The sequence below is a fragment of the Arthrobacter gengyunqii genome, assembly GCF_023022985.1.
In the GTDB taxonomy this organism is placed as follows: domain Bacteria; phylum Actinomycetota; class Actinomycetes; order Actinomycetales; family Micrococcaceae; genus Arthrobacter_B; species Arthrobacter_B gengyunqii.
In genome coordinates this window covers 3,325,637-3,347,873 of sequence record NZ_CP095461.1, presented here as the reverse complement: position 1 = coordinate 3,347,873, position 22,237 = coordinate 3,325,637, and the positions used below count along the sequence as shown (strand labels likewise).

Genomic DNA, 22,237 nt, shown 5'->3' with positions numbered 1-22,237 from the left:
CCTCAGCCCGCCTTGCCTTTGACGGCGCGGCGGACGAGGTAGAGCACTCCGCCGATCGCCAGCAGGATCCCGGCCCGCAGCCATACCGACCCTGACTGCTGGGTGAGCAACAGGACGCAGGAAGCAATGGCAAGGTAGGGCAGCACCAGCGGTGTGCGGAAGTGCGGATGGTCCACGGAGTCCTTCCTCAGCACGATCACTGACAGATTCGTGCTGAGGAAGACCAGGAGCAGCAGCAGCACCACGGTTTCGGCCAAAGAGGCCAAGCCGCCGGTCATGGTCAGCACCATGGCGACGGCGGTGGTTACCGCAATCGCCACCCACGGCGTTTTCCGGTTGGGAAGGACTTTGCCGAAAACTGCGGGAAGCAGGCCCTGCTCCGCCATCCCGTAGGTCAGCCGGCTGGACATGATCATGGTCAGCAGGGCGCCGTTGGCCACAGCCACGAGTGCAATCAGGCTGAAGAACCAATCCGGCAGGCCGAAGCCCGTGGCGCTGACGACTGCCAGCAGCGGGCCGCTGGAATTTGCAAGCTCCTCCGTGGGAAGGGCGCTGGATGCGGCGATCCCGATCAGGAGGTACACCACTCCGGCGGTGAGCATCGCCCCGAACAACGCCCGGGGATACACCCGGCTGACGTCCCGGACCTCTTCGGCAACGTTGGCTGAGACCTCAAATCCCACAAAAGAGTAGTACGCAAGCAGGGAGGCCCCCAGCACCGCCGTTGCCGGATTGGCGCCGGCGGGGAACTGGGTGATCTGTTCCGTGTAGCCGTCTCCCCGGCCAACCATCACAGCCACCAGCACGATGACCAGGAGCAGGCCGGAGAGTTCGACGACGGTCATGACCACATTGGTCCGTACCGATTCGGAAATTCCCCGGGCGTTGAGCAGGGCAACGAGCAGCAGGAAGACGACGGCTGCAGGCACCGGCGGGACGTCCAGGAAGGCCTTGAGGTAATCGCCGGTAAAGGCAAGGGAGAGGCCCGCAGCGCTGGTGACGCCGGCCGCGAGCATGCAGAATCCCACCATGAAGGAGAGGGCGGGACGTTTGAAGGCGCGTTCCGCGAACACCGCGGCCCCACCGGCCTTGGGGTACTTCGTGACGAGCTCGGCGTAGGAGGATGCCGTGAGCAGTGCCAGCAGCAGCGCCGCTGCCAGCGGCACCCAGATGGCTCCGCCCACTTCCCCGGAAACCTCGCCCACCAGGGCATAGATGCCGGCACCCAGGACATCCCCAAGGATGAAGAGATACAGCATGGGACCGGTGATGGCCTGTTTGAGTTTGGAAGCGGGGGCTGCCTGGGGGGTGTTGGTCATGATAGTAAAACTAAGCGTGCTGACGATTATTGGAAAGTGCGATAGAAAGGATTCATGAGTCGATCTTCCAATGCGTCCGTGGTCACTTCCCCGGACATCTATGACGTGGTCATCATCGGCGGAGGAATGGCCGGGCTGACCGCTGCCACCGTGCTGGGACGGGCCTGTCGCCGGATCGCAGTTGTCGATGCGGGCCGGCCTCGAAACGGTCCAGCCGACCAGGTCCACGGTTTCCCGTCCCGGGACGGCATCGCGCCTGCGGACCTTCTTCAACTGTGCCGGTCGGACGTGGAGCGCTACGACGTCGAGCTGGTGTCGGGACAGGTTTTCCGCGTGAACGGAGACAGGACTGTGGAGCTTGCCGGCGGCAGGACGCTGCAGGGCCGGCATGTGGTGCTGGCTACCGGGCTAAGCGACACCCTGCCGGACATTGCCGGTGCCCGCGAACGCTGGGGCCGGGACCTCCTGCACTGTCCCTACTGCCATGGCTGGGAAGTGAAGGACCAGCCGCTGGCTGTCCTGGGAACGGAGCAAACCTCCGTCCAGCAGTCCATCCTGGTCCGGAGTTTCTCCGCCGAGGTGACCCTGATCGTTCAGGAAGGACTCGAGCTTTCAGACGATGATGCCCGTTCCCTTGAGGCCATGGGCGTGGGAGTCGTGGAGGGGACAGCGGAGCGGCTGCTCATCCGTGAAGATGCCTTGGAGGCAGTGGCTTTGGCGGACGGCCGGACGGTGCCCTGCCGTGCCTTGTTTTGTGAACCGGTGGCCACGGTTGATCCCATGCTGGCCAATATCCCGGGATGCACCCTGGATGCTGACGGCTGCTTGGAAACGGATGAGATCGGCAGGACGGGCGCAGACCGGATCTGGGCCGTCGGGAACGTCACCGACCCCTCCGGCCAAGTGGTGCCCGTAGCCGGTGACGCCTACCGCCTGGCCGTCGGACTGAACGCAGCGCTTGTGGAGGAGGACACCGCGGAGGCGCTCAGCGCCTGGGAGCGAGCAGCGGTGAGCCTTTGACGCCGTCGCCCTTCGTCATCCCGTCCAAAACGAACCTCAGTGCCTCAACCGAGGTGCGCCGCGGATTCCAGCCGAGCAGATCCCGTGCCCGTGAGGTGTCCATGATGGGAGCGCCGGCAGCCATGTCTATCCACCCCGGATCGGTGCGCTGCAGGTGCGCGGCCCAGGTCAGGCCAACGACGGCGCGCACCAGTTTCACCGGAACGTTCAGCAGCCGCCGGGCGCCCAGCACTCCGGCGAGCAGCTCCGGGGTGATCACCGGATCGGCGGCGATGTTGAAGGCACCCTCGGCCCGCTGGTCCACCACCCGCCAGTAAGCATCGGCCATGTCATCGGCGTGGACAATCTGGAAGGAGAACTCCTTCGGCAGCGGGATCAGCGGCAGGCGCAGCTTGTTCAGGATGAACTTGGGCACCAGCGGGCCCAGGAAGTAATTGCCAATTTCGGTGCCGGCATCCGAAGAGAGGATCAGTCCGGGACGGAGCCGGGCTACCGGTATCTCCGGATACTCGCGTTCAAATTTGTCCAGCAGCGCTTCCTGCTCGCCCTTGTGCCGGCTGTAGTGGGAGCTGGCGATGCCGCGCGCGGGCCACGACTCATCGGTGAGCCGGTCCTTGGGGGCGGGGGAGTAGGCACCCACGGACGACGCGCAGACAAACTGGCGCACCCCCGCGGCCGCCGCGGCGGCCAGGGCGTTTTCGGTGCCGTGCACGTTAATGCGGTGCAGCTCCGCCTCGTCACGGTTGGGCTGGATGGCCCAGGCGAGATGGACGACGGCGTCGGCTCCCTTCAGTGCCTCGGTCAGCTTTTCCCGGCCCTCACTCGTGGCGATGTCGATGCTGTGCCACTCGACGCCGTCGTACGGAGGGGTGCCGCCGTCCGGAATCCGCCGGGCGATCCCCACGATCTCCAGGCCGTCCGGCCGTTCGCCGCGGGCCTGGGCCAGCCGGCGCAGCAGGGCCGTGCCAACATTTCCGGTTGCTCCAATGACAGCTACTCGCATGTGGCTTGTTCCTCCGGCTTTGGGTGTTGGGATACGCAGGCGCTGCCCTCGACTCTACCGGGGAGACGGTCGGCAGAGCAGGGGGCAGGCGGGGACGGTTTCGGTTGCCGTTAGTGTTGAGTGAAGTGCCAAACACGAGGCAAACGCACCAGAACAGGGACTCCTATGGCTGACAGCACTGCAACAGACCAGGACAACGGCTCCGGCTTCAGCACGCGCGGAGCGTATGTGACCGGCGGTACCGAGTACACCCGGGACACGAACTACATCGAAACACGCATCACGCGCGACGGGCGGGACGGCTATCCGGTGGAAGCGGGCCGGTACCGGTTGATCGCTGCGCGGGCCTGCCCCTGGGCCAACCGGACCATCATCGTGCGGCGGCTGCTGGGGTTGGAAGATGCCATTTCGCTGGGCACCCCCGGCCCCACCCACGACGCCCGCAGCTGGACCTTCGACCTGGATCCGGACGGCAGGGACCCGGTGTTGGGAATCGAACGGCTCCAGGAGGCCTTCTTCCGGCGCACCCCGGGTTACAGCCGCGGAATCACTGTTCCGGCCATCGTGGACATCCCGAGCGGCGCCGTGGTGACCAACAATTTCCCGCAGATCACCGAGGATTTCTCCACCGAGTGGAAGGACTTCCACCGCGGGGGTGCTCCGGACCTGCTGCCCGCAGAGCACATGGAGGAAATGCGGGCCGTCAACAAGCGGGTCTTCACCGAGATCAACAACGGCGTCTACCGCTGCGGCTTCGCCGGATCACAGGAAGCCTATGACGCCGCCTATGACCGGCTGTGGACGGCAATGGACTGGCTGGAGGACCGGCTCTCGCGCCAGCGCTACCTGGTGGGGGACACCATCACCGAGGCCGACGTCCGCCTGTTCACCACCCTGGTCCGCTTCGATGCGGTGTACCACGGACACTTCAAGTGCAACCGGAACAAGCTCACGGAGATGCCGAACCTCTGGGGATACGCCCGCGATCTCTTCCAGACGCCCGGGTTTGGGGACACCGTCGACTTTGAGCAGATCAAGGCCCACTACTACATCGTGCATGAGGACATTAACCCCACGGGCATCGTGCCCAAGGGTCCGGACCTGTCAGGGTGGCTCACTGAGCACGATCGAGAGCAGCTCGGCGGCCGGCCGTTCGGCAACGGAACCCCTCCGGGACCGGTGCGCTCCGGCGAAGAAGTAACCCCGGGACACGGCGCGCGCTGATTGCTTTCGCTCGGGGCCAATAGGACACAGAAATGTTTCTTAAGGACCGGGACCGTAGGTTAGCCTTACTTAAGATCATTCCGTCTTAAGGAGGTGCCGCCGTGGGCGTGAACATCAGCTCCCCGGCACCGGCACCGAAAACCGGCATCCCGGGCGGTCCGTTGACGCCGGCCCAGCCTCCGAACACGCCCAACCGCAACGGCCGCCGGGCTGTCCTGCTGGCCGCCGCGGTGCTGGTGCTGGCACTGGCCTGCCTTGCCTCCGTGGCATTCGGCGCACGGGCGCTGTCCTGGGGGACCGTCGTCGAAGCCCTCACCGCCAATGACCCGGCCAACGGGGACCATGCAGTGGTCCTGTCCCGGATTCCCCGCACCGTGCTGGGCCTGCTGGCCGGCGGGGCGCTGGGCCTGGCCGGAGCGGCCATGCAGGGGGTGGCGCGCAATCCGCTCGCGGACCCGGGAATCCTGGGCGTCAATGCCGGGGCCGCCTTCTTTGTGGTCCTCGGTATCTACGGCTTCGGCATATCCTCCTTCCTTGGCTACATCTGGTTCGCGCTGGCCGGTGCGGCTCTGGCCGCCGTCCTGGTCTACACCGTGGCGAGCCTGGGCCGCGAAGGAGCCACCCCGGTCAAACTGGCACTGGCCGGCGCCGCACTGACGGCCGGCCTGACCTCCCTGATGAGCGCAGTGCTGGTCTCCAGCCAGCAAACCCTGGACGTCTTCCGGTTTTGGCAGGCAGGCAGTGTCTCAGGCCGCGGCTGGGACGTCATCGCCGCGGTGCTGCCTTTCCTTGCGGCAGGTGCAGTCATCGTCCTGGGCGCAGGACGCGCCCTGAACGGACTGTCCCTCGGAGATGACCTGGCCCGTGGACTGGGGCAGCGGGTTGGCCTCAGCCGCGGCATCACCGCCCTGGGTGTGGTGCTGCTCTGCGGAGCTGCCACTGCGGCGGCCGGTCCCATCGGTTTTGTGGGCCTGGTGATCCCGCACATGGTCCGCTCCTTCACCGGCCCGGACTACCGGTGGATCCTCCCCTTCTCTCTCGTCCTGGCGCCGGTCCTGCTGATCGGCGCCGACATCATTGGCCGCCTTGCCCTGCCGCCGGGAGAGATCCCCGTAGGCGTCATGACGGCGGTCATCGGCGCCCCCGTCTTTATCTGGCTGGTCCGGCGCCGGAAGCAGGTCCAGCTGTGAGTGCACTGGTGGACCGCGCCGCAGCCGGACCGGAACCTGTTTCTGCCGTTGGTCCCGGTCCCGGAGCCATGATTGTCCGTGCCGCGCGCCGCCGGTCCGTGCGCCGCCACCGCACGGTGGCCGCAGTCCTGGCCGGCGCCGTCGCCGTCCTCTTTGCGGTCAGCATTCTGCTGGGCACTTACACCGTCACCATCCCGGACTTCTTCCGGATCCTGGGCGGGGAACAGATTCCCGGTGCCACGTTCATCGTCTTGGAGAGCAAACTGCCGCGCGCCGTCATCGGGCTCCTGGTGGGTGCGGCCTTCGGGATTTCGGGCAGCATCTTCCAGACCATGCTGCGCAATCCGCTGGCCAGCCCGGACATCATTGGCATCAGTTACGGCGCCAGCGCCAGCGCGGTGGTGGCCATCGTGGTATTCGGCGCCGCCGGGACCACCGTTTCCCTGGCTGCCCTGTGCGGAGCCCTGATCGTCGCGATGGCCATTTACCTGCTTTCCCGGCGCGGAGGCGCTGCCGGTTACCGGCTGATCCTCGTGGGGGTGGGCTTTGCCGCGGCCATGCAGGCCGTGGTCACTTTCCTGATGACGCGCGCAGACGTGCGGACAGCCTCGCAGGTGCTGGTCTGGCTGAACGGTTCGCTGAATTCCAGCAACTGGGATCGTGCCGCCGTGCTGGCCGCCGCACTGCTCGTCCTGCTGCCGCTTACTGCGGTTCTTGCGCGCCGGCTGCGCGGGTTGGAGCTGGGGGAGGACACGGCAGCGGGTCTCGGACTGCGGGTTGAGGCGTCCAAACTGGGGCTCTTGGTTGCCGGGGTGGCTTTGGCTGCCGTGGCCACCGCCGCTGCGGGCCCGGTGGCGTTCATCGCCTTCCTGTCCGGTCCGATTGCCCGCCGGCTGTTGGGCGGACGGCACTCCCTGGCGGTCTCCGCCCTGGTCGGTGCCGTCATCGTGCTGGCCGCCGATTTTGTCGGAGCCAATCTGGTTCCCGGCGTTTCACTGCCCGTGGGCGTGGTGACCGGCACCCTTGGGGCGCCGTTCCTGCTGTGGCTGCTGGTGACTTCCAACCGTGTAGGCCGAGGAGGCTGAAATGGACAATACCCCTGACCCGGACACCCTGAGCGCACAGGATTTGGTCCTTTCCTACGGCGAGCGCGTGGTGGTGGACGGACTGTCGGTGACGCTCCCCGCCGGCCGCATCACGATCATTGTCGGCGCCAACGCCTGCGGCAAGTCCACCCTGCTCCGCGGGCTGTCCCGGCTGCTCAAGCCGGCGGGCGGTACGGTGCTGCTGGGCGGGCGGGACATCCATTCCCGGCCGGCGCGCGAGGTGGCCCGCACCCTGGGACTGCTGCCCCAGACGCCCACCGCGCCGGACGGCATCACGGTGGCGGACCTGGTGGGCCGCGGCCGCTACCCGCACCAGGGCTGGTTCCGGCAGTGGACGCCCGACGACGACGCCGCCGTTGCCGCCGCGCTGGAAGCCACCGGCACCCTGGACCTTGCCGAGCGCAACGTTGACGAGCTGTCGGGCGGCCAGCGCCAGCGGGTGTGGATTGCCATGGCACTGGCCCAGGAGACGCAGATCCTCCTCCTCGACGAGCCCACTACCTTCCTGGACGTCACCCACCAAATCGAGGTGCTGGACCTCGTCACCGACCTGAACCGGCGGGCGGGCACCACCGTGGCGATCGTGCTGCATGACTTGAACCTGGCCGCCCGCTATGCGGACCATCTGATCGCCATGAAGTCCGGTGCCATCGTGGCCCAGGGTGCCCCCGCCGACGTGGTCACCGAAGACCTGGTCCGCGACGTCTTCGGCCTGGAGTCCCGGGTCATTGAAGATCCGGTCTCCGGCACTCCCATGGTGGTGCCTCTGGGGCGCCACCATGCCCGGCTCCCTGCGGATCCGGATGCGGGTGCGGAGGCGGAGCCTGGCCCGGACCAGGCCAAACCCGTGGGCTACCTGCCCAACCCGCACGACACCCGCACGGCACGCGCTTCAAAAACCCGCCTGGAGGCCGCATCATGACGCAGGTCAGTACCCGCACCGGAGCAACAGCAGTGCCCCGGAAGGCGCGCCGGGCCGCCAGCGCCGGTGCCGTGATGTGCTTCGACGTGGAAGTGCGCCGGGTTCAGCGCCTGAGCGCGAATTTCCAGCGCATCACCTTTGCCGGTCCGTGCCTGGCGGAGTTCGGGGTCCAGGGGCAGACGCATGATCTGCGGATCAAGGTGGTGGTGCCATCGGTTGCTGCGGACGGCAGCCCGATCCCCCTGCCGGAGTTCGACTGCAGCGACACCGCCTGGTACCGGAACTGGCTGCAGCTGGATGCGGCCGTGCGCGGTTCCATGCGCACCTACACGGTCCGGGCGGCCCGCTGCTCGGGTGCGGAGCCGGAGATCGACGTCGACTTTGTCCTGCACTTCGACAAGCAGGGCAGGGGAGGCCCGGCATCGAACTGGGCCGCTGCGGCGAAGCCGGGGGACCGGGTCAGCATTATCGGCCCCAACGCGGCCCACTGCGTCACCGCAGAGTCCTACGGCGGCATCGAATTCCGTCCCGGGATGGCACGTCACATTATGCTGGCCGGCGATGAAACCGCTGTCCCGGCCATCACGGCAATTCTGGAGAGCCTGCCCGCGGATGTGACCGGACATGCACTTCTTGAAATTCCCGCTGCGGGCGATGAGCAGCCGGTGTCCACGGCATCTTCAGTCCGGGTGAGCTGGCTGATCCGCGGCCTGAGGCCGCACGGCGAACTGCTCGAAGCCGCTGTCCGGAACGCCGTTGTCCTTCCGGGATGGGCCTCAGTGGAGGGCGCACCCGTGCCGCCGCGCCCGCAGATCGAAGACGTCAACGTGGATGAAACCATTCTGTGGGAAACACCGCAGCGGCTTACTCCGGCGGCCGTCCAGGGAACACCCAACCCGCATACGCCGTCGGGCGCCCTGCCGTTCTATGCCTGGATCGCGGGCGAAGCGGCAGTGGTTCGCGGGCTGCGCCGCTACCTGGTCGCCGAAGCCGGAATCGACCGCAAACAGGTTGCGTTCATGGGTTACTGGCGCATCGGCCGCGCTGAATCATAGGTTCTGCCCCGCATCGCTGCAGCAGCGTGATCCGCGTCAGACAGCGGTTGGTCCTTGCTCACATTTCCTTCCGACCCGAAGTGCTTCGCCGGTAAAGTAATTTACAGTGGGAGCAGGGCTCCCGCGTTCCATGAGAAATACTCTCTGTTCACAGCCCCTCTGCCGACAACTGCACTGAGGTGATGAATCACGAAGTACTCAGACCTTCCCCTGCACTACTGGTCAGAAATCCGGGACCGCGTCCTTCCCGAACTCCGGGAACGGGTGCTCAACTGGACCACCGAAAGCACTCCTCCCGGTAAATCTGTCCACTCCAAGCTTGCCAAGTATTGGCCGGAAACGTTGAAGAACCGGCAGCTAAAGATGCCGCCGGTTGCAAAGCCCCTGGCCGCAAATTTCCGCTGGCTGTCCACCCCGGCCCGCAGCACCTGTGCCCTCGGTGCGGGTGCCGTCCTGGCGCTGGGATCCCTTGTGGCCGGCACGGCCCATAGCGCAACGGAGGATTCGCTCCTGGTGGACCGCACCTCCGTGGTGTCAGAACTGGCTCCTGAAACCGCCCCCGCGGAACCCCCTGCAGAAAACGGACAGGAACCCGCCGCACCCGTGGAAGCAGCTCCGGCGGAAGCAGAGCCGGCGGAACCGGAGCCCGCGGCGCCAACCCCGTCCGTGCCTCTGGACGAACGGCGCGTGACGTCTCCGTTCGGTTGGCGGGAGAATCCGCTGCTCGGAAACGGAGCACTGGAATGGCATACCGGAATCGACTTCGGCGCCCCGCTGGGCACCCCCGTGAAGGCGACATCTCCCGGCACCGTGACCTACGCGGAGTACCACCAGTACGGTGGCCTGCGCGTGGTGGTGGACCACGGAAACGGTGTTGAGACCACCTACAACCACCTGAATGAAATCTCTGTCGAGGTGGGGCAGTGGGTGGACTTCAACCAGCAGGTCGGTGCCGTCGGAAGCACCGGCAACTCCACCGGGCCGCACCTGCACTTCGAAGTGCTGCGAAACGGGGAATACCAGGATCCTGCCGTCGAGCTGGGGCTGTAAGCCCTAGACCTCGGGATCGGTGAGGATGGCCGGGTCTTTCTCTCCACGAGGCATCCGGACCTTCAGGGCGCTGGGATCCACGCGGAAAGCCACATGCGAGACCTTGCCCAAGTGGTCACCATCGACCTCGAAATCCTGCGGGATTTCCGTGAAGATCTCGGCCTCCTTGCACTGGTAATACTCCACGGAGGCCCCCTTGCCTTTGCCGCGGCGCAGCAGGCCTGCCACAACGCCGAGCCAGCCAAGCCGCCCCTTGGGGGCCATCGTCATGATGTCCAGCAGCCCGTCATCGATGCGGGCGCCGGGGAAGATCTCCAAACCGCCCATGATCTTTCCGCAGTTGCCGCCCATGACACTGCGCGGGTAGCCGGAGATCTCCTTGCCGCCGTCGAGCCGGATGGTGCTCTTCACCGGTTTGCCGGGCAGGTTGCGGACGCCGGCGTCAACATAGGCCAGCCATCCGACCCGGTCCTTGAGGTTGTCATTGGTATCTCCCATGAGGGCTGCGTCGTAGCCGAGCCCCGCCATGACCAGGAAGACGTCGCCTTTCAGCGCACGGTCGAGGGTGACGTGAACGACGTCGATCCCCCGGTCCGCCCCGGTCAGAGCGCCGCTGATCGCCGCTGCCGGATCATCAACGGGAATGTCCAAATTCCGTGCCAGCAGGTTTCCTGTGCCCAAAGGCAGCAGGCCCAGCGGGGTGTCCGTGCCGGTCAGCTCGGCTGCCACGCAGCGGACCGTCCCGTCGCCGCCGGCGGCAATGACCAGGTCAACGCCGGCTTCCAGCGCCTGACGTGCCATTCCGCGGCCGGGATCCTCTTCGGTAGTCTCCAGCCACAGGGGTTTGTCCCAGCCCTCGTCCCGGCAGATCCCGTCGACCAGGGTGCGGATGTCCACATCCGTCTTCTTGATGGGGTTCACGATGACGGCGACGCGCTGGCGCGTTCCGGCGGCTGAGGTGGCCATGGTGTCCTTTGATTGCTGTGAAGCGGTGAGGGCTTGATCAGAGTCTAATCCGCCGGCCGGGCGGCGGGGGCCAATGCGGAAACTGCCCGCCCAACTTGTAGCCTGTGGGAGTGACTTTTACTTCTCGATATGTGGCACTGGGCGATTCCTTCACCGAAGGCGTGGGGGACTGGGATGATTCCCGCCCCAACGGCGTCCGGGGCTGGGCGGACCGCGTGGCAGAGCAGTTAATCCTCGCCGATGATTCCTGGGGGTACGCCAACCTGGCGATCCGCGGCAAGAAGCTGCACCAGGTCCTCGCGGAACAGGTGGACGCCGCCATCGCGCTGGAACCGACACTGGTGACGGTCTATGCCGGCGGCAATGACATTCTGCGTCCCAAGGTGGACATTGACGCCCTGATGGACTCGTACGACGCCGCCATTGCCAAGCTGCGAGCGTCAGGTACCGCGGTGCTGATGTTCACGGGTTTTGATTCCGGCCGGTCACCCGTATTTGGCGCCACCCGCGGGCGGACCGCCCTGTACAACGAACTGGTGCGCGAGGTCGCTGACCGCCACGGTGCCGAGCTCGTGGACTACTGGCGGATGAAGGAACTGCAGGATGAACGGTACTGGGACATCGACCGGCTGCACATGGCGCCCGCCGGGCACATGCTCACCGCCAAGAAGGTCCTTGAAGTCCTGCGCCGCACGGACGCCATCGATGTGCCGGAACTGGATGAGCAGCCGGCGCGGACCCGTGCCGAGCAGCTGCGCCGGGATGCCCAGTGGGCTCGGGAATACCTCGGTCCGTGGGTGGGGCGCAGGCTGCGGGGGGTTTCCTCAGGGGACAACCTGACCCCCAAATACCCGGTTCCCGTGCATCTCGAAGCCGCCTGAACACCCTTTGTAAGGTGTTTCACACATCTTCCCAATCACCCAATGAATATAAGGGAAATTCACCTGCCTCAGCGTCCTGAACGCGTCCACGGGACACTGTTGATTCGGTGACCCGCTGCTCTCTTTCCTAAACTTAATGGTCCGACAGGCGCCTCTTGCGTCGCTCGGCCGGTTGCTTCCGATAAACGCAGCTGACTTCTAGGAAAGAAAGCCAACATGCCCAAAGATGCACCCACCCTCCGTCGTCCTGTCCTCAGGCGCCGGCGCCTGAAGGTTGATGACGTGAATGTCGTCGACAAGTCGATGATGAAAAAGGCCGTTGGCGGAACCGTTGTCGGCAACACCATGGAATGGTTCGACATCGGTGTCTACGGCTATCTCGCCGTCACCATGGGTGCGGTGTTCCTCTCCGAAGCCGATGCCTCCGCCCAGCTCATCTTCAGCCTGGGTGTCTTCGCAGCCACCTTCCTGGCCCGCCCGCTCGGCGGAATCGTCTTCGGCCGGCTCGGTGACCGTCTGGGCCGCCAGAAGACGCTGGCCACCACCCTGATGCTGATGGCCGGCTCAACTTTCGTGATCGGTCTGCTGCCCGGCTATGACCAAATCGGCATGTGGGCTCCGGTGCTGCTTATCCTGATGAAGCTGCTCCAGGGTTTCTCCACCGGCGGCGAGTACGCCGGCGCCACCACCTTCGTGACGGAGTATGCCTCGGACAAGCGCCGCGGCTACCTCTCCAGCATCCTGGACCTGGGCAGCTACATGGGCTTCGCGCTCGGTGCCGGCGTGGTATCCATCATGCAGTTGACGCTCAGTCCCGAAACGATGCTCGACTGGGGTTGGCGCATTCCCTTCCTGATTGCAGGCCCGCTGGGTTTGATCGCCATCTACTTCCGGCTCAAGATCGAAGAGTCCCCGGCGTTCCAGGCCACGCTGGACGCGCAGGAGGAGAACGCGGCATCAGATAATCCGGATGCCGAAGTGGCGCCCCCGGGAACGCTGGCCATGATTGGCCTCTACTGGCGCCCGATCGTCGTGGCCATGGTTCTGGTCGCAGCAGCCAATACCGTGGGGTACACCCTGACGTCCTACATGCCGTCCTACCTCACCGACTCGATGGGATACGACGCGCTCCACGGCACGCTGCTCACCATTCCCGTCCTGGTGCTGATGGCACTGTGCATTCCGCTCTGCGGCAAGCTCTCGGACCGCATCGGCCGCCGGCCCGTGCTGCTGATGGGCGCGGGGTCCACGATTGTGCTGGCTGTTCCGGCGTTCCTGCTGATCGCCCACGGTCCCATCTGGTCGACCCTGCTGGGCCTCTGCCTGCTGGCTGTGCCCGTGACCCTCTACGTGTCCAACCTCGCTTCGGCGCTCCCGGCACTGTTCACCACTGCAAGCCGCTACGGCGCCATGGGCATCTCCTACAACTTCGCCGTGGCGATCTTCGGCGGCACGGCTCCATTGATCATGCAGGGTCTGATCAACCTGACAGGCAACGAGCTGATGCCGGCGTTCTGGCTGATGGCAACCTCCGTGGTGGGAGCCGTGGCGGTCTACATCATGAAGGAATCCGCCAACCGGCCCATGCCCGGCTCCATGCCCAGCGTGGACACACACGCCGAAGCACGGGACCTTGTGGCAACCCAGGATGAGAATCCCCGGCTCGACGTCGATTCCCTGCCCTTCGGCATTGAACGCGCTGATGAATCAAAGCTGGAAGCCGCCGGGGAGCCCAAGCAGCAGGACAGCTAGGCGGTGCCGGCCCGCCCGTCGAATCATTGAAGGCTCAAGCAATTGTGGGAGGATGGAGAAATGCCTGATACCGAGTTCTCTTCCGTCCCGTGGCTGAGTCCCGAGGAACGACGGGCGTGGCTGGCGCTCTACGCGGTGGCCACACGGCTTAACCCGACCCTGGATGCGGAGCTGTCCAAGCGGGCACGGATCACGCTTTTCGATTACCACGTGCTGGCGATGACCTCTGAGGCACCGGAGCGTGCGCTTCCGATGAGTGAACTGGCGGCCCGGTCCAACGCATCCCTCTCCCGGCTCTCGCACGTGGTGAAGAAACTTGAGGGCCGCGGCTGGATGGAACGCTCGCAGTCGCCCGACGACGCCCGCGTCACCATGGCCGCGCTCACGGACGAGGGTATGGCAGCCCTGGCCTCACTCGCTCCCGACCACGTCCGCTCCGTCCGGGACCTGGTCTTCGACGGACTGGACGCCCGCGACGTGAGCGACCTCGAACGCATTGGCCGCCGCATCCTGGGCCGCCTGGAACCGGGCAACAGCATCGTTGAAGACAACACCCCTGCCGATCCCTCCTGAGAGCGGCGTCAGGGCATTTTGTTAGCCTTGGTGTAAATGGAGAGCAGCCAACACGCCCCCACAGCGAGAGGTACCACATGCACACCCCCCGCATTCTGACACTGATCCTTGCCGGCGGAACGGGAGGCCGCCTCGGCTCCCTTACCGACCATCGCGCCAAACCGGCCATGCCGGTTGCCGGCTCCTACCGGCTGATCGATATTCCCCTCTCGAACCTCCACAACAGCGGCCTGTCCGACGTCTGGATCGTGGAGCAGTACAAGCCCAAATCACTGAATGACCATTTGGTCAGCGGCCGCCCCTGGGACCTGGACCGGACCAACGGGGGCCTGCGGGTCCTGCCGCCTTATCAGGGCGGCGACGGTGAGGGTTTTGCTGAAGGCAATGCTGACGCTCTGTACCGCCAGGCCGACTACATCCGCGATTATGATCCGGACCTGGTCCTGGTGCTCAGCGCCGACCATCTCTACCGGCTCGATTACCGGGAGGTTCTTGCCACCCATGAACGTGCCGGTGCTGCCCTGACCGTGGTTACGACCAAGATCCGCAGGAACCCCTCCGACCACGGCGTGGTGGAGGTGGAGGGCGGCTTCGTGACCGGCTTTGAGTACAAGCCGGAGAAGCCCAAGACCGACCTCGTGGCTGCCGAAATCTTCCTTTACGATACGGCGGTGCTCCTGAACGCCATGGATGAGCTGATGGAAAGGGACGGCCAGCTGGAGGATTACGGCGACCAGCTCATTCCCCACCTCGTGAAGACGGAAAAGGTGGCGGAACACCGGCTGGATGGCTACTGGCGGGACATGGGCACGCCGAGCAGCTACCACGAGGGCCACATGGACCTGATTGACGGCCGCGGACTGGACTTCGATGACCCTCAGTGGCCCATCCTCAGTGCCTCACCGCGCCGGCTGCCCGGTTTCGCCGGCGAGGCGGCCCGGGTTTCCAGCAGCCTCCTCGCGCCGGGCTCCCGGGTGGAAGGCAGCGTCCGGCGCAGCGTCCTGGGAGCCGGCGTTCTGGTGGAAGCCGGCGCCGAAGTGGAGAACTGCGTTCTCCTGGGTGACGTGAAGATCCGTTCCGGCGCAAAGCTGCGCAACGCCATTGTGGATGCCGGCGCAGTGGTGGGCGGCGGCACCGAACTCGACGGCGCCGAGCTGGATCCGGAGGCGGCAGTGGTGGTTGTCGGGGCGGACGGGGCAGTGGAAACGCCGTCGTCGCCGTCTAAAGGGTGAGGTCAGGCACCTTTAACGGGTACAGTATCCCGCCGGTTTGAATGAAAGCCGGGTTGCCCCTAGGATAGAGAGGCGTTAAGTTGCGCCTATGTTCGTAAAGGCCCGCCGTCAGGCAGGCCGGAGGACATTTGCGCGGCCACCCGTATAAACCTAGAATTGAAGGCTGTCCCGGCAGATACTGCTTGGCAGCCTGAACTTCACCGTCTTCCCCGCGGCGAGGCACTTCGGCTGGATCTCACCCCGCCAGGTTCACCTCCGGAAAGTCGCAGTAATAACGGTGTCAAAACTGGTGGCGGGACGCTCTTTATGGCAGGTGCTTAGGCAAACGCCCTGTGTCTGTTTTTTGAGGACCGTCATATTTACTACAACTGGAGGAGAGATCATGGCAGCTTATTGCCAGGTCACCGGAGCCATCCCCGGCTTTGGTCACAGCATTTCGCACTCGCACCGCCGCAACAAGCGCCGGTTCGACCCGAATATTCAGAAGAAGCGCTACTGGGTTCCGTCCCTGCGCCGCAACGTGACGCTGCAGGTTTCGGCCCGCGGCATCAAGACGATCGACGTGCGCGGTATCGACGCCGTCATCACTGACCTTATCGCGAAGGGTGTGAAGCTCTAGTGGCTAAGGACAAGGACGTACGTCCGATCATCAAGCTGAAGTCGACCGCCGGAACCGGGTACACCTACGTGACCCGCAAGAACCGTCGTAACGACCCGGACCGCATGGTCCTGAAGAAGTACGACCCGAAGGTCCGCCAGCACGTCGAATTCCGTGAGGAGCGCTAAACATGGCAAAGAAGTCAAAGATTGCCCGCAATGAGCAGCGCAAGGTCATTGTTGAGCGCTACGCTGCAAAGCGCCTCGAGCTGAAGAAGGCTCTGGTGGACCCGAACTCCACCGACGAAGCCCGCGAAGCTGCACGCCTCGGCCTGCAGAAGCTTCCGCGCAACGCGTCGCCGGTTCGCCTTCGCAACCGCGACCAGATTGACGGCCGCCCCCGCGGTACCCTCCAGAAGTTCGGTATCTCGCGTGTGCGTTTCCGCAACATGGCCCACGCCGGCGAACTGCCCGGCGTAAAGAAGTCCAGCTGGTAAGCACTGCTTAACCAGTTTCAAAAGGGCGGCAACCTCCGGGTTGCCGCCCTTTTGCGTGCCCCGGGGGAGCGCTTCCGGACGGGCGCGCAAAAACCGCGCCGTTGCGGGGAAACAGGCTAAGGTCCCGGACGGGGTAAATGGCACCTTTTTGTGGGCTGAAAGCTGAAAAAACCGCGAAAAACAGGGGAATTTTCCTGATTTGAGGGTCCGGACTGGTAAGTTTCCAACAGTGGCGGTTTCGCATCCGTGATCCGCTCGAGCTAACACCTAGTCCAGGAGGACATAAATTGGCTATGAACCGCAGTGAACTTGTTGCAGCAGTGGCAGAGAAGTCCGGCAACAGCCAGACCGCAGTGAACGGCGTTCTCGACGCTGTCTTCGACATTTTCGCAACCTCCGTTGCCAATGGCGAGAAGATCACCATCCCCGGATGGCTCGCAGTCGAGCGCACCGACCGCGCTGCCCGCACGGGCCGCAACCCGCAGACCGGCGAAACCATTCAGATCCCGGCAGGCCACAGCGTCAAGCTGACCGCCGGTTCCAAGCTGAAGGCTGCTGTCTCCACCAAGAAGTAACTTCCTCGGAAGAGGCAAGGGCCGGTGCCTTCGGGTGCCGGCCTTTTTCGTGCAATTAGCCCAAATTTCTACCGTGGGTAGAGAATAGGTATCGTGCCTAAAACTGTGAACACCGATACCGCCGGCGCCGGCCGGACAACGGACACCAGCCTGCCATCCGGCACTTCCGTACCTGCCGGTGCCCTTCGCGGCGGCTGGCTCGCCGCTGCCGCCGCCGTCCTGTTCACGGCCCTTGCCTCGGCACTGGTCTTCTCCGGAGCCGCCGCGGCCCAGCAGCTATCCGACCCCGGCGCACTGACCCGCTGGGCCCTGCCGGTTGCCAAGGCCGTCCAGAACGGTGCCATGGCCGCCGTCATCGGAGCGCTGGTGTTCTCGGTGGCCATCCTGCCGAAGTCGCTGAAATTCACGCGGTCCCGCAAGGTCCGGGCGGATGAGCCGGAACACCCCGCCTTCGCCCGGGCCCTGTCGCTGGCAGGGTTCGCCGCCGCGGTCTGGACGCTGGCCGCCGTTGGCGTGCTGCTCTTCACCTACTCGGATGTCTCCGGGCTGCCGCTGAGCGCAGACGCCAGCTACACGCAGGGCCTGGGCGCCTTCGTCACCGACTTCTCCACCGGCCGCGCCTGGCTCGCCGTGAGCATCATCGCTGCGGTGGTGACCACGCTGGCCTTCGGCGTCCGGTCCCTCAACGGTCTCGCCGCCACCACGGTGCTGGCCGCCGGGGCCATCATTCCCATCGCGCTCGTGGGCCACTCAGCCGGCGGCGACGACCACAGCGCCGCCGTGAACTCCATTGGCCTGCACCTGGCCGGTGTGTGCCTGTGGATCGGCGGGCTGATCGTGCTGGCCGTGATTTCCCGCCAGCTGGGTCCCATTACCGGCGTCGTCCTGCGCCGTTATTCGGCGCTGGCCGGTTTCGCCTTCGCGCTGGTCTTCCTCTCCGGCGTCGTCAACGCCTCCCTGCGGATCACTTCGCTCTCCCAGCTGAATTCCGAGTGGGGGGGCCTCGTCATTTTCAAGGCCGCGGCAACCCTGCTGCTGGGCGTGATCGGATTCCTGCACCGGCGCTGGATCATTCCCCAGCTGCCGGCCAAGGTCCCCGGCTCCGCGGCCGGGTCCAGCGAACAGGGCGGACCCCGGGCCAAGAGCGCCAACCGCATTCTCTGGCAGCTGATCGGCGTCGAACTACTGATCATGGCTGCGGTTTCCGGCGTTGCCGTAGCGCTGGGCCGCACCGCCACCCCGCGTCCCGAGGAGCTGCCGCCCAACGCGTCACCGGCGCGCATCCTCACCGGGTACGACCTGCCGCCGGAACTGACCAACGAACGCTACCTCACCGAATGGCGCTTCGACTGGCTGTGGGTAGCGATCGTGGCCATCCTTGCCGTCTCCTACATTGCCGGGATGATCAAGGTCCGTCGCCGCGGGGACAAATGGTCCGTGGTCCGGGCCCTCTGCTGGCTGGTCGGCCTGGCGGGTCTCACCTACGTCACCTCAGGAGCCCCCGCCGTCTACGGGATGGTCCTGTTCAGCACCCACATGCTTGCCCACATGTCCCTGACCATGGTGGTTCCGCTGTTCCTGGTCCTCGGAGCACCCGTGACACTGGCGCTGAAGGCCCTCACACCGCGCGGCGACGGCACCCGCGGCATCCGCGAATGGATCCTCATCGGCGTGCACTCGCGCTACTCCAAGATCATCACCAACCCCGTCTTCGCGGCCGTCAACTTCGCCGGGTCCATCGTGATCTTCTATTACTCCGAGCTGTTCGGCTTCGCCCTCCGGCAGCACGTGGGCCACGAGCTGATGGTTGTCCACTTCCTGCTGACCGGGTACATCTTCGTCCTCACCATGATCGGCATCGACCCGCTGCCCTACCGGGCGCCGTATCCGCTGCGCCTGGTGATCCTGCTGGCCACCATGGCCTTCCACGCCTTCTTCGGCGTGGCAGTGATGGGCGGCACCTCGCTGATCCAGGCGTCCTACTTCGGCAACATGGGCCGGGACTGGGGCCTGTCCGCCCTCGCGGACCAGCAGCTGGGCGGATCCATCATGTGGGGCCTGGGCGAGATTCCCACCGTCATGGTGGCCATCGGCGTGGCCCTGCAGTGGTCGCGGACCGACGCCCGCGAAACACGGCGTAAAGATCGGGCAGCCGAAAGGAATAATGAGGCTGAACTGGCCGCTTACAACAACATGTTTGCCAATCTGGCCAAGCGGGATGCCAGCAGCTCTGAAGGAGACCGTTAATGACTGAAACTGTGCGCGCCGGATACCGGGTGCGGGCCTCCGCCCTGGAGGGCCGCAACTGGCTGAACACCGGCGGCCGCCAGCTCGGGCTGGAAGACCTGCGCGGGAAGATCGTGCTCCTGGACTTCTGGACCTTCTGCTGCATCAACTGCCTGCACGTCCTGGACGAGCTCCGCCCGCTGGAGGAGAAGTACTCCGACGTCCTGGTGACGGTGGGCGTGCACTCACCCAAGTTTGAGCACGAGGCCGATCCCGTGGCCCTGGCCGCGGCCGTGGAACGCTACGAAATCCACCACCCCGTCCTGGACGATCCGGAGTTGATCACCTGGCAGGCCTACGCTGCCCGCGCCTGGCCGACCCTGGTGGTCCTGGACCCGGAAGGCTACATCGTGGCCAACCTCTCCGGTGAAGGTCACGCCGCCGGACTCGAATCACTGGTCAGTGAGCTCATTGAGGAGCACGAGGCCAAGGGCACGCTGCACCGGGGAAACGGCCCGTACATTCCGGCCGAACCCACCGCCGGCAACCTTCGCTTTCCCGGCAAGGCGGTGCCGCTTCCCGGCGGGACCTTCCTGGTTGCCGATACCGGCCACCACCGCCTCGTGGAGCTTGAAGCGGATCTCACCACTGTGCGCAGCGTCATCGGTGACGGCACCAAGGGATGGCGCGACGGCGACGCCGGCACCGCACAGTTCAACGAACCCCAGGGCCTGGCCGTCCTGCCCGCCGCCGCGGCGGAGCAGGCCGGGTACGACGTTGTTGTGGCGGACACGGTCAACCACCGGCTGCGCGGAGTGGCGCTGGCCTCCGGAACCGTCACCACTGTCGCCGGAAACGGCGTGCAGCGGCTCCTGGACGCCGGCAACCAGACAAAGCGGGCACCCGGCGCGGATCACCCCTCCGAAGCCGCCTCAGCGGGCAGCAGCGACGTACCCGGATCTGCGTCAGCGCAGCCGGCCCTTGGCTCAGACCCGCTGGCCGTGTCCCTGTCCTCCCCATGGGACCTGACCTGGTCCACGGCGCTGGACCGCCTGGTGGTGGCCATGGCCGGCACACACCAGATCTTCAGCTTCGACCCGCTGACCGGCGCGCTGGGCATCCTGGCCGGCACCGGACTGGAAGGCCTGCTCGACGGCGACGGCGCCGAGGCCTGGTTTGCGCAGTCCTCCGGCCTGGCCGAAGACGCCGCCGGCAACATCTGGGTCGCTGACTCGGAAACCTCAGCCGTGCGCCGTCTGGCCTTCACCGAGACCGACGGTGGCATCCGGGTGTCCGTCAGCACCGCCGTCGGCGCCGGCCTCTTTGACTTTGGATTCCGTGACGGTGCCGCCGGCGAGGCGCGGCTGCAGCATCCGCTGGGGGTTGCGGTGCTGCCGGACGGTTCGGTGGCGATCGCCGACACCTACAACGGGGCGGTCCGCCGCTATGACCCGGCCACCGAGACCGTGTCCACGCTGGCCCGCGGGCTCTCCGAGCCCTCAGGTGTCCTGGTGGACAGCACTGCCGGAGAACCTCTGCTGATCGTGGTGGAGGCCAACAAACACGAACTGGTGCGGCTGCCGATTCCCAAGGAAGCCCAGTCGGTGGATGAGGGCGCCCGGCAGACGCAGCGGCCCGCCAGCCCGATGGCCGCCGGCCCTGTGGCACTTTCGGTGCGGTTTGCCGCGCCGAAGGGGCAGAAACTCGATGACCGCTGGGGCGATCCCACGCAGCTGAAGATCTCATCCTCTCCGGAGGAACTGCTGGTTTCCGGCGGCGGCACCTCCACCGGACTCACCCGGGAGCTGGTCCTCTCGGACTCCGTCTCCGGCGGTGTCCTGCACATCACGGCCCGTGCGGCGGCCTGCGACGGAGAACCCGACGGCGAGATCCCCGACCACGCTGCCTGCCACCTGTACCAGCAGGACTGGGGTATTCCTGTGACCATCGACACCGCCGGGGACACCGAGCTGACCCTGGACCTGCGCGGACTCGACTAGTCGATCAGGGGAGAGACGGATACCTCGCCGGAACCCACTGACAGCTGTGCGGCGAAGCTGAAGTCCTTCTCAACCTCCAGCGGGCTCTTCACACCGCTGAAGAGGTCCGTTTGCTCAGCCGTGAGGCGGGCTTTGCCGTTGAGCGGAGAGAGTACCCAGTTTCCGGACACGGCCCGAATGTTGACTTCCGGGTACTCGGTGATTTCCCAGACAATGGGCAGCTGGACCCGGTTGTCGGTGAAGTGGAAGAACGGGCAGCCCGGCGGGGCAAGCCGGTCCTGGGCGCTGGTGCATCCGGCCAGAAAATCCCGGACCTTGGCATCCACGGCACTCGTGAGGGCCTCGGTGGCCTCGGTGGCGAGGACCAGGGAGGCAGTGTCCTGCGGCGATGCCAGAACGCCTGACTGTGCCGGCGCGGCGAAGAACTCCGAATCGTAGGAAGCTTCCACGCGTGCGGGATAGAACGAAGCAAAAGTGGTGGTCTCTTCGGGCAGGGCAACCTGAACGCCGTTGAGGACAGCTTCCTGCTGGCTCGGGGCGCTGACCGTCACCGTGGGAAGGACAGAGGGAACAAAGTTCCACCGGTCAAAGAACAGCCACTGTTTCTCCGTGCGGGTCAAACGGAAGGTGCTCTGTCCTTCCTCTTCGCCCAGGGCATAGGTGACGTCAATGTCCACCCTGTCATCACCTGCGGCGCGGGGCTCGTGGATCTCCAGCACCTCAAGGTCGGCGGCGGAGGCTTTGAGCGCGGGGCCGTCAAGCAGGGCTGCGTTGGCTTCCGGCACCTTCGCCGCCAACAGGCCGAGCGCACGTTCCCCGTCCCCCTCCCGGAGGGCCTGGAAGTAGCTGCTCACCTGATGCCCTGGCCCGTACACCTTGGCGTTGACGAAGTAGATGACAACCACTGCCGCGGCGATAGTGAGCATGAGGGCAAGCAGCCACGTGGCCACTGCCTTGATTACTGACGTTGTTCCCTGCACCGATCAAACGATACCGGGTTCAACGCCGGAAGCCCGGACCGGCGTGCTTCGCTCAGTCCGGGCTTCCGG

At 65.6% G+C, this 22,237-nt stretch carries 21 protein-coding genes; 17 read left to right on the top strand and 4 right to left on the bottom strand.

Annotated features, from left to right (window positions below; translation table 11 throughout):
• Positions 1–2: 2 nt before the first annotated feature.
• A complete protein-coding gene (locus MUG94_RS15450; RefSeq protein ID WP_227907047.1) occupies positions 3–1,319 on the bottom strand; it encodes an APC family permease in 1,317 nt (438 codons plus the stop codon).
• 54 nt (positions 1,320–1,373) lie between these two features.
• Here MUG94_RS15450 and MUG94_RS15445 point away from each other — a divergent pair, with 54 nt between their 5' ends.
• Positions 1,374–2,339, top strand: a complete 966-nt coding sequence (locus tag MUG94_RS15445; RefSeq protein ID WP_227907046.1) for an NAD(P)/FAD-dependent oxidoreductase — start codon at positions 1,374–1,376, stop codon at positions 2,337–2,339.
• Here the strand turns inward: MUG94_RS15445 and MUG94_RS15440 are convergent.
• Positions 2,305–3,342, bottom strand: a complete 1,038-nt coding sequence (locus MUG94_RS15440) for an NAD-dependent epimerase/dehydratase family protein (protein WP_227907045.1) — start codon at positions 3,340–3,342, stop codon at positions 2,305–2,307. The genes MUG94_RS15445 and MUG94_RS15440 overlap by 35 nt on opposite strands.
• Positions 3,343–3,507: 165 nt before the next feature.
• Here MUG94_RS15440 and MUG94_RS15435 point away from each other — a divergent pair, with 165 nt between their 5' ends.
• From MUG94_RS15435 to MUG94_RS15410, 6 genes are all read left to right on the top strand, one after another.
• The gene (locus tag MUG94_RS15435) at positions 3,508–4,566 is read left to right on the top strand and encodes a glutathione S-transferase family protein (RefSeq protein WP_227907044.1); all 1,059 of its coding nucleotides are present in this window, start codon (positions 3,508–3,510) and stop codon (positions 4,564–4,566) included.
• Between the two features lie 161 nt (positions 4,567–4,727).
• Positions 4,728–5,756 (top strand): FecCD family ABC transporter permease, encoded by a 1,029-nt coding sequence (locus MUG94_RS15430; protein ID WP_227907558.1) that lies wholly within the window; start codon positions 4,728–4,730, stop codon positions 5,754–5,756.
• 68 nt (positions 5,757–5,824) lie between these two features.
• Positions 5,825–6,841, top strand: a complete 1,017-nt coding sequence (locus tag MUG94_RS15425; protein WP_227891119.1) for a FecCD family ABC transporter permease — start codon at positions 5,825–5,827, stop codon at positions 6,839–6,841.
• Between the two features lies 1 nt (position 6,842).
• Positions 6,843–7,784, top strand: a complete 942-nt coding sequence (locus MUG94_RS15420) for an ABC transporter ATP-binding protein (RefSeq protein ID WP_227907043.1) — start codon at positions 6,843–6,845, stop codon at positions 7,782–7,784.
• Positions 7,781–8,839 (top strand): siderophore-interacting protein, encoded by a 1,059-nt coding sequence (locus MUG94_RS15415; RefSeq protein ID WP_423724282.1) that lies wholly within the window; start codon positions 7,781–7,783, stop codon positions 8,837–8,839. Before MUG94_RS15420 ends, MUG94_RS15415 begins: the two co-directional genes overlap by 4 nt.
• Positions 8,840–9,202: 363 nt before the next feature.
• The gene (locus MUG94_RS15410; protein WP_227907042.1) at positions 9,203–9,889 is read left to right on the top strand and encodes a M23 family metallopeptidase; all 687 of its coding nucleotides are present in this window, start codon (positions 9,203–9,205) and stop codon (positions 9,887–9,889) included.
• Between the two features lie 3 nt (positions 9,890–9,892).
• On the opposite strand, the gene MUG94_RS15405 is transcribed toward MUG94_RS15410, so the two are convergent.
• Positions 9,893–10,855: a diacylglycerol/lipid kinase family protein gene (locus MUG94_RS15405; protein WP_227890590.1), complete on the bottom strand. Its 963-nt coding sequence runs from the start codon at positions 10,853–10,855 to the stop codon at positions 9,893–9,895.
• A gap of 110 nt (positions 10,856–10,965) precedes the next feature.
• Between MUG94_RS15405 and MUG94_RS15400 the strand changes: the two genes are divergently transcribed.
• The 10 genes from MUG94_RS15400 to MUG94_RS15355 all read left to right on the top strand — a co-directional run bounded on the left by MUG94_RS15400 (position 10,966) and on the right by MUG94_RS15355 (position 21,188).
• Positions 10,966–11,736, top strand: coding sequence for an SGNH/GDSL hydrolase family protein (locus tag MUG94_RS15400; protein WP_227907041.1), 771 nt, complete (start codon positions 10,966–10,968; stop codon positions 11,734–11,736).
• A gap of 216 nt (positions 11,737–11,952) precedes the next feature.
• Positions 11,953–13,488, top strand: coding sequence for an MFS transporter (locus tag MUG94_RS15395; RefSeq protein WP_227907040.1), 1,536 nt, complete (start codon positions 11,953–11,955; stop codon positions 13,486–13,488).
• A gap of 60 nt (positions 13,489–13,548) precedes the next feature.
• Entirely contained in the window at positions 13,549–14,061 is a 513-nt protein-coding gene (locus MUG94_RS15390; protein WP_227907039.1) for a MarR family winged helix-turn-helix transcriptional regulator, read from the top strand.
• A gap of 77 nt (positions 14,062–14,138) precedes the next feature.
• The gene (locus MUG94_RS15385; protein ID WP_227890586.1) at positions 14,139–15,293 is read left to right on the top strand and encodes a glucose-1-phosphate adenylyltransferase family protein; all 1,155 of its coding nucleotides are present in this window, start codon (positions 14,139–14,141) and stop codon (positions 15,291–15,293) included.
• 382 nt (positions 15,294–15,675) lie between these two features.
• Positions 15,676–15,912, top strand: a complete 237-nt coding sequence (gene rpmB / locus MUG94_RS15380; protein WP_104053173.1) for a 50S ribosomal protein L28 — start codon at positions 15,676–15,678, stop codon at positions 15,910–15,912.
• A complete protein-coding gene (gene rpmG, locus MUG94_RS15375; RefSeq protein ID WP_104053172.1) occupies positions 15,912–16,079 on the top strand; it encodes a 50S ribosomal protein L33 in 168 nt (55 codons plus the stop codon). Before rpmB ends, rpmG begins: the two co-directional genes overlap by 1 nt.
• Positions 16,080–16,081: 2 nt before the next feature.
• Positions 16,082–16,387 carry a 30S ribosomal protein S14 gene (gene rpsN / locus MUG94_RS15370; RefSeq protein WP_227890585.1) on the top strand — a complete coding sequence of 102 codons (306 nt, stop codon included), beginning with the start codon at positions 16,082–16,084 and terminating at the stop codon, positions 16,385–16,387.
• Positions 16,388–16,674: 287 nt separating this feature from the next.
• Complete coding sequence (locus tag MUG94_RS15365) at positions 16,675–16,962, top strand: HU family DNA-binding protein (protein WP_104053170.1); 288 nt, start codon at positions 16,675–16,677, stop codon at positions 16,960–16,962.
• A gap of 93 nt (positions 16,963–17,055) precedes the next feature.
• On the top strand, positions 17,056–19,209 hold the full coding sequence (locus tag MUG94_RS15360) for a bifunctional copper resistance protein CopD/cytochrome c oxidase assembly protein (protein WP_423724281.1): 2,154 nt from the start codon (positions 17,056–17,058) through the stop codon (positions 19,207–19,209).
• The gene (locus tag MUG94_RS15355; RefSeq protein ID WP_227907038.1) at positions 19,209–21,188 is read left to right on the top strand and encodes an NHL domain-containing thioredoxin family protein; all 1,980 of its coding nucleotides are present in this window, start codon (positions 19,209–19,211) and stop codon (positions 21,186–21,188) included. The genes MUG94_RS15360 and MUG94_RS15355 overlap by 1 nt, the downstream gene beginning before the upstream one ends.
• Here the strand turns inward: MUG94_RS15355 and MUG94_RS15350 are convergent.
• On the bottom strand, positions 21,185–22,168 hold the full coding sequence (locus MUG94_RS15350; RefSeq protein ID WP_227907037.1) for a hypothetical protein: 984 nt from the start codon (positions 22,166–22,168) through the stop codon (positions 21,185–21,187). The two genes, MUG94_RS15355 and MUG94_RS15350, sit on opposite strands and share 4 nt — an antisense overlap.
• Between the last annotated feature and the right edge of the window lie 69 nt (positions 22,169–22,237).

Coding starts and splice junctions, on each gene's coding strand:
- MUG94_RS15355 (WP_227907038.1), top strand. CDS start 19,209: ATGACTGAAACTGTGCGCGCCGGATACCGGGTGCGGGCCTCCGCCCTG.
- MUG94_RS15435 (WP_227907044.1), top strand. CDS start 3,508: ATGGCTGACAGCACTGCAACAGACCAGGACAACGGCTCCGGCTTCAGC.
- MUG94_RS15450 (WP_227907047.1), bottom strand. CDS start 1,319: ATGACCAACACCCCCCAGGCAGCCCCCGCTTCCAAACTCAAACAGGCC.
- MUG94_RS15440 (WP_227907045.1), bottom strand. CDS start 3,342: ATGCGAGTAGCTGTCATTGGAGCAACCGGAAATGTTGGCACGGCCCTG.
- MUG94_RS15425 (WP_227891119.1), top strand. CDS start 5,825: ATGATTGTCCGTGCCGCGCGCCGCCGGTCCGTGCGCCGCCACCGCACG.
- MUG94_RS15445 (WP_227907046.1), top strand. CDS start 1,374: ATGAGTCGATCTTCCAATGCGTCCGTGGTCACTTCCCCGGACATCTAT.
- MUG94_RS15390 (WP_227907039.1), top strand. CDS start 13,549: ATGCCTGATACCGAGTTCTCTTCCGTCCCGTGGCTGAGTCCCGAGGAA.
- MUG94_RS15385 (WP_227890586.1), top strand. CDS start 14,139: ATGCACACCCCCCGCATTCTGACACTGATCCTTGCCGGCGGAACGGGA.
- rpmB (WP_104053173.1), top strand. CDS start 15,676: ATGGCAGCTTATTGCCAGGTCACCGGAGCCATCCCCGGCTTTGGTCAC.
- MUG94_RS15395 (WP_227907040.1), top strand. CDS start 11,953: ATGCCCAAAGATGCACCCACCCTCCGTCGTCCTGTCCTCAGGCGCCGG.
- MUG94_RS15415 (WP_423724282.1), top strand. CDS start 7,781: ATGACGCAGGTCAGTACCCGCACCGGAGCAACAGCAGTGCCCCGGAAG.
- rpsN (WP_227890585.1), top strand. CDS start 16,082: ATGGCAAAGAAGTCAAAGATTGCCCGCAATGAGCAGCGCAAGGTCATT.
- MUG94_RS15410 (WP_227907042.1), top strand. CDS start 9,203: ATGCCGCCGGTTGCAAAGCCCCTGGCCGCAAATTTCCGCTGGCTGTCC.
- MUG94_RS15405 (WP_227890590.1), bottom strand. CDS start 10,855: ATGGCCACCTCAGCCGCCGGAACGCGCCAGCGCGTCGCCGTCATCGTG.
- MUG94_RS15420 (WP_227907043.1), top strand. CDS start 6,843: ATGGACAATACCCCTGACCCGGACACCCTGAGCGCACAGGATTTGGTC.